At 41.5% G+C, this 14,842-nt stretch carries 15 protein-coding genes; all 15 read left to right on the top strand.

Features of this window, described 5'->3' with window-relative positions; all coding sequences use genetic code 11:
• The first annotated feature begins 63 nt into the window (after positions 1–63).
• Positions 64–861, top strand: coding sequence for a formate/nitrite transporter family protein (locus GEZ85_RS05755; RefSeq protein ID WP_045606724.1), 798 nt, complete (start codon positions 64–66; stop codon positions 859–861).
• Positions 862–1,008: 147 nt separating this feature from the next.
• Positions 1,009–2,289 (top strand): O-acetylhomoserine aminocarboxypropyltransferase/cysteine synthase family protein, encoded by a 1,281-nt coding sequence (locus tag GEZ85_RS05750; RefSeq protein ID WP_000196318.1) that lies wholly within the window; start codon positions 1,009–1,011, stop codon positions 2,287–2,289.
• Between the two features lie 95 nt (positions 2,290–2,384).
• Entirely contained in the window at positions 2,385–3,659 is a 1,275-nt protein-coding gene (locus GEZ85_RS05745) for a DUF2130 domain-containing protein (protein ID WP_153209710.1), read from the top strand.
• Positions 3,660–3,848: 189 nt separating this feature from the next.
• A complete protein-coding gene (locus GEZ85_RS05740) occupies positions 3,849–4,049 on the top strand; it encodes a hypothetical protein (protein ID WP_153209709.1) in 201 nt (66 codons plus the stop codon).
• Complete coding sequence (locus GEZ85_RS05735; protein WP_153209708.1) at positions 4,027–4,863, top strand: hypothetical protein; 837 nt, start codon at positions 4,027–4,029, stop codon at positions 4,861–4,863. Before GEZ85_RS05740 ends, GEZ85_RS05735 begins: the two co-directional genes overlap by 23 nt.
• Positions 4,864–4,936: 73 nt before the next feature.
• Positions 4,937–5,815, top strand: coding sequence for a tRNA pseudouridine(55) synthase TruB (gene truB, locus GEZ85_RS05730; protein ID WP_153209707.1), 879 nt, complete (start codon positions 4,937–4,939; stop codon positions 5,813–5,815).
• Between the two features lie 110 nt (positions 5,816–5,925).
• Positions 5,926–6,564: a uridine kinase gene (udk, locus tag GEZ85_RS05725; RefSeq protein WP_001181376.1), complete on the top strand. Its 639-nt coding sequence runs from the start codon at positions 5,926–5,928 to the stop codon at positions 6,562–6,564.
• 127 nt (positions 6,565–6,691) lie between these two features.
• The gene (gene xseA, locus GEZ85_RS05720; protein ID WP_153209706.1) at positions 6,692–8,032 is read left to right on the top strand and encodes an exodeoxyribonuclease VII large subunit; all 1,341 of its coding nucleotides are present in this window, start codon (positions 6,692–6,694) and stop codon (positions 8,030–8,032) included.
• The gene (locus tag GEZ85_RS05715; RefSeq protein ID WP_000043226.1) at positions 8,010–8,222 is read left to right on the top strand and encodes an exodeoxyribonuclease VII small subunit; all 213 of its coding nucleotides are present in this window, start codon (positions 8,010–8,012) and stop codon (positions 8,220–8,222) included. The genes xseA and GEZ85_RS05715 overlap by 23 nt, the downstream gene beginning before the upstream one ends.
• Complete coding sequence (locus tag GEZ85_RS05710) at positions 8,219–9,094, top strand: polyprenyl synthetase family protein (RefSeq protein ID WP_153209705.1); 876 nt, start codon at positions 8,219–8,221, stop codon at positions 9,092–9,094. Before GEZ85_RS05715 ends, GEZ85_RS05710 begins: the two co-directional genes overlap by 4 nt.
• Positions 9,087–9,902, top strand: a complete 816-nt coding sequence (locus GEZ85_RS05705; protein WP_024057653.1) for a TlyA family RNA methyltransferase — start codon at positions 9,087–9,089, stop codon at positions 9,900–9,902. The genes GEZ85_RS05710 and GEZ85_RS05705 overlap by 8 nt, the downstream gene beginning before the upstream one ends.
• A complete protein-coding gene (locus GEZ85_RS05700; RefSeq protein WP_020900686.1) occupies positions 9,895–10,326 on the top strand; it encodes an arginine repressor in 432 nt (143 codons plus the stop codon). Before GEZ85_RS05705 ends, GEZ85_RS05700 begins: the two co-directional genes overlap by 8 nt.
• A 6-nt stretch (positions 10,327–10,332) precedes the next feature.
• Positions 10,333–12,000, top strand: a complete 1,668-nt coding sequence (recN, locus tag GEZ85_RS05695; protein WP_153209704.1) for a DNA repair protein RecN — start codon at positions 10,333–10,335, stop codon at positions 11,998–12,000.
• A 1-nt stretch (position 12,001) separates the two neighbouring features.
• Entirely contained in the window at positions 12,002–12,730 is a 729-nt protein-coding gene (locus tag GEZ85_RS05690; protein WP_153209703.1) for a metallophosphoesterase family protein, read from the top strand.
• Positions 12,731–12,808: 78 nt separating this feature from the next.
• A complete protein-coding gene (gene lepA, locus GEZ85_RS05685) occupies positions 12,809–14,632 on the top strand; it encodes a translation elongation factor 4 (RefSeq protein WP_125443854.1) in 1,824 nt (607 codons plus the stop codon).
• Positions 14,633–14,842 lie beyond the last annotated feature (210 nt).

Here is a 14,842-nt window from a genome sequence, read left to right as displayed (position 1 = left end):
AGGCTTTTCATTATATCTGTTTTATGTTATAATTATCACAAATAAAAGTTTTAGGAGTTTATTATGGTTTCTTCAGAATTTATCTCAAAGATTGAATTTGCTTGCAAGAAGAAGGAAAGTCTTTATAGCCAAAGTAAATTTAAGTATGCGATTCGTTCTATGTTTGCAGGTGCATTTTTGACCTTCAGTACAGCTGCTGGTGCAGTTGGGGCTGACTTGATTAATAAAATTGCACCAGGTAGTGGACGCTTCCTCTTCCCATTTGTCTTTGCTTGGGGCTTGGCCTACATTGTTTTCTTGAATGCCGAGTTGGTAACATCAAACATGATGTTCTTGACTGCTGGTAGTTTCTTGAAAAAAATCTCTTGGAGAAAAACGGCTGAGATTTTACTTTACTGTACCTTGTTCAACCTTATCGGGGCTTTGATAGCAGGTTGGGGCTTTGCCCACTCAGCAGCTTATGCACATCTGACACACGATAGTTTCATCTCAGGGGTTGTTGAGATGAAGTTAGGCCGTTCAAATGAATTAATCTTGCTTGAGGCGATTTTGGCAAATATTTTCGTAAATATTGCGATTCTTTCATTTGTTTTGGTCAAAGATGGTGGTGCCAAACTTTGGCTTGTGTTGTCAGCGATTTACATGTTTGTATTCTTAACAAACGAGCACATTGCGGCGAACTTTGCTTCTTTTGCGATTGTAAAATTCAGTGTTGCTGCTGATTCAATTGCTAACTTCGGTGTTGGGAATATGCTTCGTCACTGGGGTGTAACCTTCATTGGGAACTTGATCGGTGGAGGTCTCTTGGTTGGTCTTCCATATGCCTTCCTCAATAAAAATGAAGATACTTATGTAGATTAAGAAAATGAGCACGATTGAGTCGTGCTTTTTTCGTTTTTAAAATAGAGTAATAGCTATTTCTTATATAAAAATATAGAAAACTGATATTTGTAAACTATAACTTAAGGTGCTACAATATCCTTAATCAAACTATTTGGAGGTCGTTTTATGACTCGTGATTTTAAATTTGAAACTTTGCAACTGCATGCTGGTCAAGTTGTGGATCCAGCTACCAAGTCTCGTGCGGTGCCGATTTATCAAACAACATCCTTTGTTTTTGATGACACGCAGGAAGGTGCCGATTTGTTTGCCTTGAGAAAACCAGGGAACATTTATACTCGTATCACCAACCCCACAACAGCTGCCTTTGAAGAAAGAATTGCTGCCCTTGAAGGTGGTGTTGGAGCTCTTGCAACCGCATCAGGTATGGCTGCAGTGACTTATACGATTTTGGCGCTTGCCCATGCTGGTGATCATGTAGTAGCGGCATCAACTATTTACGGCGGGACCTTCAACCTCTTGAAGGAAACCCTTCCTCGTTATGGTATCACAACAACCTTTGTGGACGTGGATAATTTGGAGGAAGTAGAAGCAGCTATCAATGACAATACCAAGCTTGTCTTGATTGAAACCTTGGGGAATCCCTTGATTAACATTCCAGATTTGGAAAAATTGGCAGAGATTGCTCATAAGCATCAGATTCCACTAGTTTCGGATAATACCTTTGCCACACCTTACTTGATTAATGTCTTTTCTCACGGTGTAGATATTGCTATTCACTCTGCGACTAAGTTTATCGGTGGGCATGGTACGACTATTGGTGGAGTGATTGTCGATAGCGGTCGTTTTGACTGGGCAGCTTCAGGGAAATTCCCTCAATTTGTTGAGGAAGACCCAAGTTATCACAACTTGAGCTATACTCGTGATGTAGGTGCAGCAGCCTTTATTATCGCTGTCCGTGTTCAATTGCTTCGTGATACAGGTGCAGCCTTGTCGCCATTTAATGCCTTTCTCTTGCTCCAAGGACTTGAAACCCTTTCACTTCGTGTGGAACGTCATGTACAAAATGCAGAGAAAATTGTTGATTTCCTTGTCAACCATCCTAAGGTAGAAAAAGTCAACTATCCAAAACTTGCAGATAGTCCTTATCATGCCTTGGCTGAGAAATACTTGCCAAAAGGTGTGGGTTCAATCTTTACTTTCCATGTCAAAGGTGGGGAAGCAGAAGCCCGCAAGGTAATTGATCATTTAGAAATCTTCTCTGACCTTGCAAACGTGGCAGATGCTAAGTCTCTTGTTGTTCATCCAGCCACAACCACTCACGGTCAATTGTCAGAAAAAGATCTAGAAGCAGCAGGTGTCACACCAAATCAAATTCGTTTGTCAATCGGTCTTGAAAATGTAGAAGATTTGATTGAAGACTTGCGCTTGGCCTTGGAAAAAATTTAAAGAAAAAGAAGATAAACAGTGGGTTTCGACTCGCTGTTTTTGATTTTCCTTCAGGCATGATATAATGGTTACAGAAGTCTAGAAAGAGGAACGATATGAACGAAATCAAATGCCCCAACTGTGGGGAAGTCTTTACAGTAAATGAGAGTCAGTATGCTGAACTTTTATCCCAAGTGAGAACAGCAGAGTTTGATAAGGAATTGCACGACCGGATGAAGCAGGAACTGGCTTTGGCAGAGCAAAAATCCATGAATGAACAACAGTCTAAACTGGCTCAAAAAGATAAAGAAATTGCTCAATTGCAGGGTCAAATCCAAAACTTTGATACAGAAAAAGAATTGGCCAAGAAAGAGGTTGAACAGACAAGCCATCAGGCCTTATTGGCTAAGGACAAGGAAGTACAGGCCTTGGAAAACCAATTGGCCACCTTGCGTTTGGAACATGAAAATCAACTACAGAAGACCCTCTCTGACCTAGAAAAAGAACGAGACCAGGTTAAAAATCAGCTTCTCTTGCAAGAAAAAGAAAACGAACTCTCTCTTGCTTCTGTTAAACAAAACTACGAAGCTCAACTCAAGGCAGCTAGTGAACAAGTCGAATTTTATAAGAATTTCAAAGCCCAACAATCTACAAAAGCTATCGGGGAAAGCCTAGAACAGTACGCAGAGAGTGAGTTTAACAAGGTCCGTAGTTTTGCCTTTCCAAATGCCTACTTTGAGAAGGATAACAAGGTTTCAGCGCGTGGGTCTAAGGGGGACTTTATCTTCCGTGAATGTGATGAAAATGGAGTGGAAATCATTTCCATCATGTTTGAGATGAAGAATGAAGCTGACGGAACAGAGAAGAAGCACAAGAATGCAGATTTTTACAAGGAATTGGACAAGGACCGTCTGGAGAAGAACTGTGAGTATGCCGTTTTGGTGACCATGCTTGAGGCTGATAATGACTACTTTAACACAGGGATTGTAGACGTCAGCCACGAGTACGAAAAGATGTATGTGGTTCGTCCTCAATTCTTTATCCAGTTGATTGGTCTCTTACGTAATGCGGCGCTAAATTCCCTGAAATATAAGCAGGAGTTGGCTTTAGTTCGGGAGCAAAATATCGATATTACGCATTTTGAGGAAGACTTGGATGCCTTTAAGCTAGCATTTGCTAAGAACTATAATTCAGCTTCTACCAACTTTGGTAAGGCAATTGATGAAATCGACAAGGCCATCAAACGCATGGAAGAGGTTAAGAAATTCCTAACAACATCTGAAAACCAACTCCGCCTTGCAAACAATAAATTGGAAGATGTTTCCGTCAAAAAATTGACCCGGAAAAATCCAACCATGAAAGCGAAATTCGAAGCTCTGAAGGGGGAGTAGCCTTAAATATGAAATAACTTTAAAATAGTCGTATGTCTACATTAAATATTTACAACTTTATGTACAGGAAACGGAGAGCTATTTAGAAAGATAAAACTGATATGAGTTCTTACCGTACGTCACCTATGTGAAAGAGCATAATCAGGTTAATAAGATTATGCAACAGTTAAAACTACTAACGAGACGGGATTGTCAAAGGTATATCATGGAGAACAGGTTTTAAAAGCAGTAATTACTACAGTTTTTGTTATTGGTACTTTAATTGATGGTGTTACAGTTAGTGCATCTACATTTGTCTTTGGAGTTTTGATAGCGATTCTAGTAATTGCGAGCGACTTCTTATATTTAAGTTCTACAATGGAGGATAATGGTGAAAGAGATATTAAATAACTATTCGTTGAAAATATCTAGAATTGAAATTTCAAAATTATATAATTTGACAAAAATAGTATACATTTGCTTAATTCCTATAGTTTGCCTATCATTTATAGGCATGGTTGTTGAATTATTTAAAGGTGGGGAAATGAATTTTATGAAATTCATTACTTATACTGTAGTATGTTTTGGGTTTGAGGCATTGCTTTCATTAAACAATAAACTGGTTAAATTAGCTGTAGATAATATCTTTTTGACAGATATTAATTTCGAAAAGCACATAAATTATTATCGTTATGTAGCTGAACACTCCGTTAAGTCTCAACAGCTGTTCAATAATTCAAATTATTTACTAGCTATTGCCCAATCGTCATACTACCAAGGAAAGTTTGAAGAAACACTTGATAATTTGGGACGAATAAATTTTGAGGATAAAAATTTTAATAAGAAATTTGAAATCGAATTATCCACAACTTACTTTAAGATTCTTTCTCTAATCCATGCTGATAAGACAGAGGGAATTTCGCACCAAATCGATATGTTAGCTACATTAAAAGTTCGAACAAATTCTCAGGTTGTTAGGAAGACGAATGTAATAAACATAATAAAAGCTATAGAGTATCTTGTTTTAAATAAAAAATCAAACGACTACTTCGACACTACTGAACCAGAAAATAAGCTATCCCGAATCATGTTCTCTTATTACGGCGCTCTCAATGCCCAGCTAAAAGGAGATGAGGCTCGTGCTCGTAGTTTGTTTGAAAGCATAGCACATGAAAACTCAGAGCTTTTCTATGTGCAGGAAGCTAGGAAGTATTTAGAAAAATGAGCTGATATAGTTTTAAAATCTGTCTAAGATAGAATATGTTGATGTAAAGTGAAAAGGGAATTAGAAAGCAAAAATGAACGGTATTATCAACTTAAAAAAAGAAGCGGGGATGACCTCGCATGATGCGGTTTTTAAGCTGCGTAAGATTTTGGGAACCAAGAAAATCGGTCATGGTGGAACCTTGGATCCGGATGTGGTGGGTGTTTTGCCCATTGCGGTTGGCAAGGCGACCCGCATGGTCGAGTTTATGCAGGACGAGGGTAAGGTCTATGAGGGGGAAATCACTCTGGGCTATTCCACGACGACAGAGGATGCCAGTGGGGAAGTGGTTGCAGAGACGCCTGTTTTGTCGCACTTGGATGAAAAGCTTGTTGATGAAGCAATTGCCAGTCTGACAGGACCTATTATTCAGATTCCGCCTATGTATTCGGCAGTCAAGGTCAATGGTCGCAAACTCTATGAGTATGCGCGTGCAGGTCAAGAAGTAGAGCGTCCAGAGCGTCAGGTGACCATTTATCAATTTGAGCGGACAAGTCCGATTTCTTATGAGGGGAATCTAGCACGTTTTACCTTTCGTGTGAAATGTAGTAAGGGGACTTACATCCGTACCTTGTCAGTTGACTTGGGAGAAAAATTGAGTTATGCGGCCCATATGTCGCATCTGACTCGAACCAGTGCGGCTGGTTTGAAACTAGAAGATGCTCTTACCTTGGAAGAAATTGCTGAAAAAGTGGAGGCTGGCCAATTGGACTTTCTCCATCCTCTAGAGATTGGGACAGGAGACCTCGTCAAAGTTTTACTAACTCCAGAAGAGGCTACAGAAGTACGCTTTGGTCGTTTTATCGAACTCGAACAAACAGAACAAGAATTAGCTGCCTTTGAAGATGATAAATTGCTAGCCATTCTAGAAAAACGGGACAACCTCTACAAGCCAAGGAAGGTTTTTATCTAATCTAACTGGAGTTTGGGGATGGAATTCTTCCCCTAGACTATCCAAATCAGACTATAAATTTTGCAAAAAATGTGATAGAATAGACGACGGATAAAAAAACGGAGGATAGCATGCAAAATAGACCAATCATTATCGGAGTGACAGGTGGTTCTGGTGGAGGTAAGACCAGTGTTTCAAGAGCCATTTTATCGCATTTCCCTGATGAAAAAATTTCCATGATTGAGCATGATTCATACTACAAGGATCAGTCTCATTTGACCTTTGAAGAGCGTGTCAAAACCAACTACGACCATCCTTTTGCCTTTGATACAGACTTGATGATTGAGCAGATTAAGGAATTGTTGGCAGGGCGTCCAGTGGATATTCCGACTTATGACTATACAGAGCATACACGAAGCAGCAAGACCTATCGTCAAGAGCCTCAAGATGTCTTTATCGTTGAGGGGATTTTGGTCTTGGAGGACAAGCGCCTGCGCGATTTGATGGATATCAAGATTTTTGTGGATACAGACGATGATGTGCGCATTATTCGTCGGATTAAGCGTGATATGGAAGAGCGTGGCCGCAGCCTTGATAGCGTTATTGACCAGTATTTAGGCGTTGTCAAGCCCATGTACCATCAGTTTATCGAACCAACCAAGCGTTATGCTGATATCGTCATTCCTGAAGGGGTCAGCAATACAGTGGCTATTGACCTGTTGACGACCAAGATTGCAAAGATTTTGGAAGAAGCTCGAAACAGTAAATAAACAGATGTGGAGGCCTTGCCTCCTTTTTCTATTTTTCCTTCATAATGGTACATAAATGGAGATTTTTAGGCATATTTTTGGTATAATAATACCCATGAAAGAGCAAGAAAATGAATAGTAGGTGGAGATGGAAAAGTATTTATCGGTAACAACTTTGACCAAGTATCTGAAAATGAAATTCGATAAAGACCCTTACTTGGAACGGGTCTATTTAACTGGTCAAGTTTCCAATTTTCGTAAACGACCTACTCACCAATATTTCTCCCTAAAAGATGATCATGCAGTTATTCAAGCGACCATCTGGTCTGGGATTTATCAGAAATTAGGTTTCGATTTGGAAGAAGGGATGAAGATCAATGTAATTGGGCGTGTACAGGTCTACGAACCAAGTGGTAGCTACTCCATCATCATTGAAAAGGCTGAGCCCGATGGGGTTGGTGCGCTTGCGATTCAGTTTGAACAACTCAAGAAAAAATTGACAGAAGAAGGCCTGTTTCAAGAACGCTTCAAGCAACCTCTGCCCCAATTTTCTAAGAGAATAGGTGTAGTAACCAGTCGCAGTGGAGCCGTTATTCGAGATATTATCACGACCGTCAGCAGGCGATTTCCAGGTGTCGATATCCTTCTTTATCCGACCAAGGTTCAAGGAGATGGAGCAGCAGAGGAAATAGCACGAAATATTGCGCGTGCTAATCAACGAGACGATTTGGACTTGCTGATTATTGGTCGTGGTGGAGGTTCTATCGAGGATCTCTGGGCCTTTAACGAAGAAATTGTGGTACGAGCTATTTTTGAGTCTCGTTTGCCAGTTATTTCTAGTGTGGGGCATGAGACGGATGTGACCTTGGCAGATTTTGTGGCAGATCGACGAGCTGCGACGCCAACAGCTGCTGCTGAACTAGCAACACCTGTGACCAAGTTGGATCTATTAGCTCATTTGCAGAATCAGGAAAAACGGATGGCAACGGCAGTACGAAATGTCCTATTTAAAAAACAAGAAGCTTTGAAAAAATGCAGTCAGTCTGTTATCTTTAGACAGCCAGAGCGTTTGTATGATGGCTATATGCAACGCTTGGACCAACTGCAACTGCGCTTAAAACAAAGTTTGCGAACACGGATTTCTGATAACAAACAAGTCGTCCAAGCAAGGACGCATCGACTGGTACAATTATCACCTGTTACCAAAATTCAACGTTATCAAGACCGTCTAGGCCAGTTGGACAAGCTCCTCCGTAGCCAAATGGCGCTGGTTTATGATGCCAAGGTTGCTGAAGTGAAGCGACTTTCAGAAGCCTTGCTCATGTTGGATACCAGTCGAATTGTAGCGCGTGGCTATGCAATTGTCAAAAAAGAAGAGTCTGTTGTAGATTCGGTTGAGAGTTTGAAGAAAAAAGACCAAGTGACGCTTTTGATGCGAGATGGTCAAGTAGAATTAGAGGTTAAAGATGTCAAAACAAAAGAAATTTGAGGAAAATCTAGCAGAACTGGAGACCATTGTCCAAAGTTTGGAAAATGGTGAAATCGCTCTGGAAGATGCGATTGCTGCCTTTCAAAAGGGCATGGTCTTGTCAAAAGAGCTCCAAGCGACGTTGGACAAGGCTGAAAAGACCTTGGTCAAGGTCATGCAAGAAGACGGAACAGAAAGTGATTTTGAATGAAAAAGCAAGAAAAATTAGCTCTTGTCGAGTCAGCCTTGGAAGATTTTTATGGAGACCAGCAGTTTGCCTCTAGTTTGCGAGAGTCTGTTCTCTATTCCATTCATGCTGGTGGCAAGCGTATCCGTCCTTTTCTCTTGTTAGAAGTTCTGGAAGCCTTGCAGGTGGCTATTAAACCAGCACATGCACAGGTAGCCGCGGCCTTGGAGATGATTCACACAGGGAGCTTGATTCATGATGACCTTCCTGCTATGGATGATGATGATTACCGTAGGGGACGCTTGACCAATCATAAGAAATTTGGTGAAGCTATGGCCATTTTGGCTGGAGATGCCTTGTTCCTAGATCCTTATGCCTTGATAGCGCAGGCAGATTTGCCAAGTCAAATCAAGGTGGACTTGATTGCCAACTTATCTCTTGCTTCAGGAAGTCTGGGAATGGTGGCAGGGCAAGTTTTGGACATGGAAGGTGAACAGCAGCATTTGTCTTTGGAAGAACTTCAGACCATTCATGCTAATAAGACTGGAAAATTACTAGCTTATCCCTTCCAAGCGGCTGCTATTATAGCCGAATTGGCTCCTGAAATTCAGGCAAAACTTAAAACTGTAGGTGAATTGATTGGGCTTGCTTTTCAAGTTAGAGATGATGTGTTAGATGTGACCGCTAGTTTTGAGGAAATAGGCAAGACACCACAAAAGGATCTACAGGCAGAAAAGTCAACCTATCCAGCCTTGTTGGGCTTGGAAGAGGCCATTGCCTTTTGTAACCAAACTCTGGATCAAGCTAATGCCAAATTAGAAGAAATTGCCCAGAAGGTTCCCTTTGAAATAGAATCGATTGTGAAAGTAGTAGAAAGTTTGAGAATCAATGGCTAAGGAAAGAGTGGATGTACTAGCTTATAAACAGGGCTTGTTTGAAACGCGAGAGCAGGCCAAGCGTGGTGTGATGGCTGGCCTAGTCGTAGCAGTCCTTAATGGAGAACGGTTTGACAAGCCAGGAGAGAAAATTCCAGATGACACCGAGCTAAAACTCAAGGGTGAAAAACTCAAGTATGTTAGTCGTGGTGGCTTGAAACTGGAAAAGGCCTTGCAGGTCTTTGATTTATCAGTTGATGGAGCGACCACAATTGATATCGGTGCTTCTACTGGTGGTTTTACCGATGTCATGTTGCAAAATGGTGCTGAGTTGGTCTTTGCAGTCGATGTTGGTACCAATCAGTTGGCTTGGAAACTACGCCAGGACCCGAGAGTTGTCAGCATGGAGCAGTTTAATTTCCGCTATGCTGAAAAGACTGATTTCGAAAAGGAACCGAGCTTTGCCAGTATTGATGTGAGTTTCATTTCTCTCAGTCTGATCCTTCCGGCCTTGCATCGAGTCTTGGCAGCTCAAGGTCAGGTTGTGGCTCTAGTTAAGCCTCAGTTTGAAGCAGGACGTGAGCAGATTGGGAAAAATGGAATTATTCGCGATGCCAAGGTCCATCAGAAAGTCCTTGAATCTGTAACAGCTATGGCAGTAGAGGAAGGTTTTTCAGTCCTTGGTTTGGACTTTTCTCCCATCCAAGGTGGGCATGGAAATATTGAATTTTTAGCGTATTTGAAAAAAGAAGAGTCAGCAAGCAATCAGGTTCTTGCTGAGATTGAAGAAGTAGTAGAGAGGGCGCATAGTCAATTTAAAAATGAATAAAAAAGAGAGACTTGAAAAAATTAGACGATTTGTGACAGATTATCAAATCGGTACACAAGAAGAAATCGTAGAACATTTGAAAGAAGCTGGCATTACTGCCACTCAAGCAACGGTATCCCGAGATATCAAAGAGCTAGGTATTGTCAAAATTCCTTTGAGAGACAACACCTATGTCTATGAATTGCCAAAATCAATCGTAAAAAGTTTACAACTGGCTGAAGACAATATTGAGTCAGCTGAATTGATGGACAAGATGATCAATCTTCAAGTTATTCCAGGAAATACAGCTTTTGTAAAAGCTCAGTTAATTGAGACTTTTGCGGACAAGATTTTTAGCTGTTTAGCTGATGATAGCTCGATTTTAGTCATTGCAAGAAGCGAAAGTCTAGCTGAGGAAATCTTTGAACAAGTAAAAAATTGGTAGGTCTATATGTTACTTGAAATTTCGATAAAAAACTTTGCCATTATTGAGGCTATTTCTCTCAATTTTGAAAAGGGAATGACTGTCTTGACTGGTGAAACGGGTGCAGGGAAGTCGATTATCATTGATGCTATGAATATGATGTTGGGAGCTCGTGCGACGACAGATGTTATTCGTCATGGTGCGCCAAAGGCAGAGATTGAGGGGCTTTTCTCAGTTGAGAATAGTCGCCTTTTGCAGGAAATTTTCGATGATCAAGGTTTGGAAATGGGGGATGAGATTATCATCCGTCGGGAAATTCTGCAAAATGGTCGTAGTATCAGCCGTGTCAATGGTCAGATGGTTAATCTGTCTGTTTTGCGCGCTATTGGGCAACATCTGGTAGATATTCATGGTCAGCATGACCAAGAGGAGTTAATGCGTCCCCAACTGCATATTCAAATGTTGGATGAATTTGGTGATACAGGCTTTTGGGCCTTGAAAGAAACCTATCAAACGAGTTTTGATGCCTATCGAAAAATGCGTAAGCAGGTTCTGGAAGTCAAGAAAAACCAACAGGAACACAAGGCACGTATCGAAATGTTGGAATTTCAAATGGCAGAGATTGAGGCAGCAAACTTGCAGGCTGGAGAAGATTTGGCTCTCAATCAAGAGCGAGATAAACTGCTCAACCATAAAAATATTGCGGATACGTTGACCAATGCCTACAGTATGTTGGACAATGAAGACTTTTCAAGTCTGGCCAATGTTCGTTCAGCCATGAATGACATGGAAAGTGTCGAAGAGTATGACCCTGAATACCGTGAAATTTCAAGCTCTTTGTCTGAGACTTACTATGTCTTAGAAGACATTAGCAAACGTCTGGAAGCTATTATTGAGGACCTTGATTTTGACGGCAATCGTCTCATGCAGGTTGAGAATCGTTTGGACTTCCTTCATACCATTACCCGTAAGTATGGTGGGACTGTAGACGATGTCTTGCTTTATTTTGCCAAGATTACGGAAGAATACAATCTCTTGACAGGTAATAACCTTTCGTCTGAAGACATGGAAGCAGAGCTTAAGAAGTTAGAAGTCAATCTTGTCGATTTGGCAGGTCAGCTTGCATCTGCTCGTCATGACTTAGCTCAGCAGCTAGAAGCAGAGATTAAACAAGAGCTTCAAGATCTTTATATGGAAAAAGCCCAGTTTCAAGTTCGTTTTAGCAAGGGCAAATTCAGTCGTGAGGGAAATGAAATGGTTGAGTTTTATATTTCAACCAACCCTGGTGAAGACTTTAAACCCTTGGTCAAGGTTGCATCTGGTGGGGAATTGTCTCGTCTCATGCTAGCCATTAAATCTGCCTTTTCACGTAAAGAAGGCAAGACCAGTATTGTCTTTGATGAAGTGGATACGGGAGTTTCAGGTCGTGTAGCTCAGGCTATTGCGCAGAAGATTCACAAGATTGGTCAGCATGGTCAGGTTTTGGCTATTTCCCATTTGCCACAAGTGATTGCGATTGCAGATTATCAATTCTTTATTGAGAAGATTAGCAATGAGCATTCAACGGTTTCGACTGTTCGTCTCTTGACGGTCGAAGAGCGAGTTGAGGAAGTTGCCAAGATGTTGGCTGGTGATGATGTGACGGAAGCAGCCCTGACGCAAGCCAGAGAATTGTTGAGAAACAGGGAGGAATAAGATGACAGACTATTATGTAATTGGAGATGTTCACGGAAAAGCTGGGATGCTAGAAGACCTTCTCAAAACCTGGGATGGTCAGACCCAGTTGCTCTTTCTTGGCGATTTGATTGACCGCGGTGAGGATAGTCGCCGTGTCCTAGAGATGGTTAAGGACTTGGTTGATAATCAAGGGGCAATCTGTTTGTCAGGTAACCACGAGTATATGTTTTTGACTTGGCTCGATGATCCAGAGGAAAGCTATGACCATTATCGTCGCAATGGCGGAGATACAACTATTAACTCTATCCTAGGTCGTCCCTTGGATGCACCAGTTGATGGAGTGGAAGATGCCAAGCGTGTTGCTACTGAAGCGGCAGATTTGGTCGAATTTATTCGTCAAATGCCATTTGTAGTGGAAACAGATCATTATATTTTTGTTCATGCTGGCGTTGATTTGACATTAGAGGACTGGCATGAAACGACAGACTACAAGAAAGTTTGGCTCAGAAAACCATTCCACGAAGCAGAAAATCATACTGGAAAAATCATTGTCTTTGGCCATACACCGGTCTATGGTTTGCTGAAGCAAGAGCGTGGTACTGCTGAGCTTTGGACTACAGAAGATGGCAAGATTGGCATGGACGGAGGAGCTGTTTATGGTGGTGTCCTTCATGGGATTGTCTTTACAGACCAAGGAATGACAGAACATCATTTTATTGAAAATGACGGCTTTGTCGCCGAAGATTAGTACTTCTAGCAGGGTATGGTCTTGTCAAAATATCAAAAACAATTTATAATAAATAGATACCCTGAAAGGAAGAGAATCATGAATTTAGAAGAATTGAAAAAACGACAGGAGAAGATTCGTAACTTCTCTATTATCGCCCATATTGACCATGGAAAGTCGACTCTAGCAGACCGCATTTTGGAAAAGACGGAGACAGTTTCAAGCCGTGAAATGCAGGCTCAACTTTTGGACAGTATGGATTTAGAGCGGGAACGTGGGATTACCATTAAACTCAATGCCATCGAGCTCAATTATACTGCTAAAGATGGAGAGACTTATATTTTCCACTTGATTGACACGCCGGGGCACGTGGATTTTACCTATGAAGTTTCACGTTCGCTAGCTGCCTGTGAGGGTGCTATTTTGGTGGTCGATGCTGCTCAAGGTATTGAGGCTCAAACTCTTGCCAACGTGTATCTAGCCTTGGACAATGATTTGGAAATCATGCCAGTCATTAACAAGATTGATCTACCAGCAGCTGATCCAGAGCGTGTTCGTACAGAGATTGAGGATGTCATCGGACTAGACGCCAGCGAAGCAGTCTTAGCTTCAGCTAAAGCTGGTATTGGTATTGGAGAAATACTCGAACAAATCGTAGAGAAAGTGCCAGCCCCAACGGGCGATGTGACTGCACCACTTAAGGCATTGATTTTCGACTCGGTCTATGATGCCTACCGCGGGGTTATTCTCCAGGTTCGTGTTATGGATGGGGTAGTTAAACCTGGCGATAAGATTCAGCTCATGAGCAATGGCAAGACCTTTGATGTGACCGAGGTCGGAATTTTCACACCGAAAGCAGTTGGTCGTGATTTCCTTGCGACTGGGGACGTTGGTTATATTGCAGCTTCTATCAAGACGGTTCAGGACACTCGTGTGGGTGATACCGTTACCTTGGCAACCAATCCTGCAGCAGAGCCATTACATGGTTACAAGCAGATGAATCCTATGGTTTTTGCGGGTCTCTATCCAATCGAATCAAACAAGTACAATGACCTACGTGAAGCCCTTGAAAAATTGCAACTGAATGATGCTAGTCTCCAATTTGAACCAGAAACATCTCAGGCACTTGGATTTGGTTTCCGTTGTGGTTTCCTTGGACTTCTCCATATGGATGTTATCCAGGAACGTTTAGAGCGTGAGTTTAACATTGACCTCATCATGACAGCTCCGTCTGTTATCTATAAGGTTAATTTGACTGACGGTGAGTCTATGGATGTGTCCAACCCGTCTGAATTCCCAGATCCTACCAAGATTGCGACTATTGAAGAGCCTTATGTTAAGGCGCAAATCATGGTGCCACAGGAGTTTGTCGGAGCAGTGATGGAATTAGCTCAGCGCAAGCGTGGTGACTTTGTGACGATGGACTATATCGATGATAACCGTGTCAATGTTATCTATCAAATTCCTCTGGCTGAAATCGTCTTTGACTTCTTTGATAAACTCAAGTCTTCGACACGTGGTTATGCAAGTTTTGACTACGAATTGTCAGAGTATCGTCCATCTAAGCTGGTGAAAATGGATATCCTTCTCAATGGAGACAAGGTGGATGCCCTCAGCTTCATCGTTCACAAGGACTTTGCCTACGAACGTGGGAAACTCATCGTTGATAAACTCAAGAAAATCATCCCTCGTCAACAATTCGAGGTACCAATTCAAGCAGCTATTGGACACAAGATTGTGGCTCGTACAGATATCAAGGCCCTTCGTAAGAACGTACTTGCTAAGTGTTACGGTGGTGACGTTTCTCGTAAACGCAAACTCCTTGAAAAACAAAAAGCAGGTAAGAAGCGCATGAAAGCTATCGGATCAGTAGAAGTTCCACAAGAAGCCTTCCTTAGCGTCTTGAGCATGGATGAGGAGTAGAAGTATATAGAAAAACATTTTATTGTTGATAGACTTTAAATATCAAACAACAAAGATAAATAAAAGAAGATCAAATGGTTTTAGGCTCTTTGTCAACTGTAGTGGGTTGAAGAAAAGCTAAGCTCGAGAAAGGACAAATTTCGTCCTTTCTTTTTTGATGTTTAGAGCGATAAAAATCCTTTTTTTGAAGTTTTCAAAGTTTCGAAATCC

It is taken from the genome of Streptococcus mitis, from assembly GCF_009496205.1.
GTDB lineage: Bacteria > Bacillota > Bacilli > Lactobacillales > Streptococcaceae > Streptococcus > Streptococcus mitis_BN.
This window is presented reverse-complemented; position numbering and strand designations above follow the sequence as displayed.

What these genes read in the sequence shown, in the direction of transcription:
- GEZ85_RS05755 (WP_045606724.1), top strand. Translation starts at nt 64, where the DNA reads ATGGTTTCTTCAGAATTTATCTCAAAGATTGAATTTGCTTGCAAGAAG.
- GEZ85_RS05750 (WP_000196318.1), top strand. Translation starts at nt 1,009, where the DNA reads ATGACTCGTGATTTTAAATTTGAAACTTTGCAACTGCATGCTGGTCAA.
- GEZ85_RS05745 (WP_153209710.1), top strand. Translation starts at nt 2,385, where the DNA reads ATGAACGAAATCAAATGCCCCAACTGTGGGGAAGTCTTTACAGTAAAT.
- GEZ85_RS05735 (WP_153209708.1), top strand. Translation starts at nt 4,027, where the DNA reads ATGGTGAAAGAGATATTAAATAACTATTCGTTGAAAATATCTAGAATT.
- truB (WP_153209707.1), top strand. Translation starts at nt 4,937, where the DNA reads ATGAACGGTATTATCAACTTAAAAAAAGAAGCGGGGATGACCTCGCAT.
- udk (WP_001181376.1), top strand. Translation starts at nt 5,926, where the DNA reads ATGCAAAATAGACCAATCATTATCGGAGTGACAGGTGGTTCTGGTGGA.
- xseA (WP_153209706.1), top strand. Translation starts at nt 6,692, where the DNA reads ATGGAAAAGTATTTATCGGTAACAACTTTGACCAAGTATCTGAAAATG.
- GEZ85_RS05715 (WP_000043226.1), top strand. Translation starts at nt 8,010, where the DNA reads ATGTCAAAACAAAAGAAATTTGAGGAAAATCTAGCAGAACTGGAGACC.
- GEZ85_RS05710 (WP_153209705.1), top strand. Translation starts at nt 8,219, where the DNA reads ATGAAAAAGCAAGAAAAATTAGCTCTTGTCGAGTCAGCCTTGGAAGAT.
- GEZ85_RS05705 (WP_024057653.1), top strand. Translation starts at nt 9,087, where the DNA reads ATGGCTAAGGAAAGAGTGGATGTACTAGCTTATAAACAGGGCTTGTTT.
- GEZ85_RS05700 (WP_020900686.1), top strand. Translation starts at nt 9,895, where the DNA reads ATGAATAAAAAAGAGAGACTTGAAAAAATTAGACGATTTGTGACAGAT.
- recN (WP_153209704.1), top strand. Translation starts at nt 10,333, where the DNA reads ATGTTACTTGAAATTTCGATAAAAAACTTTGCCATTATTGAGGCTATT.
- GEZ85_RS05690 (WP_153209703.1), top strand. Translation starts at nt 12,002, where the DNA reads ATGACAGACTATTATGTAATTGGAGATGTTCACGGAAAAGCTGGGATG.
- lepA (WP_125443854.1), top strand. Translation starts at nt 12,809, where the DNA reads ATGAATTTAGAAGAATTGAAAAAACGACAGGAGAAGATTCGTAACTTC.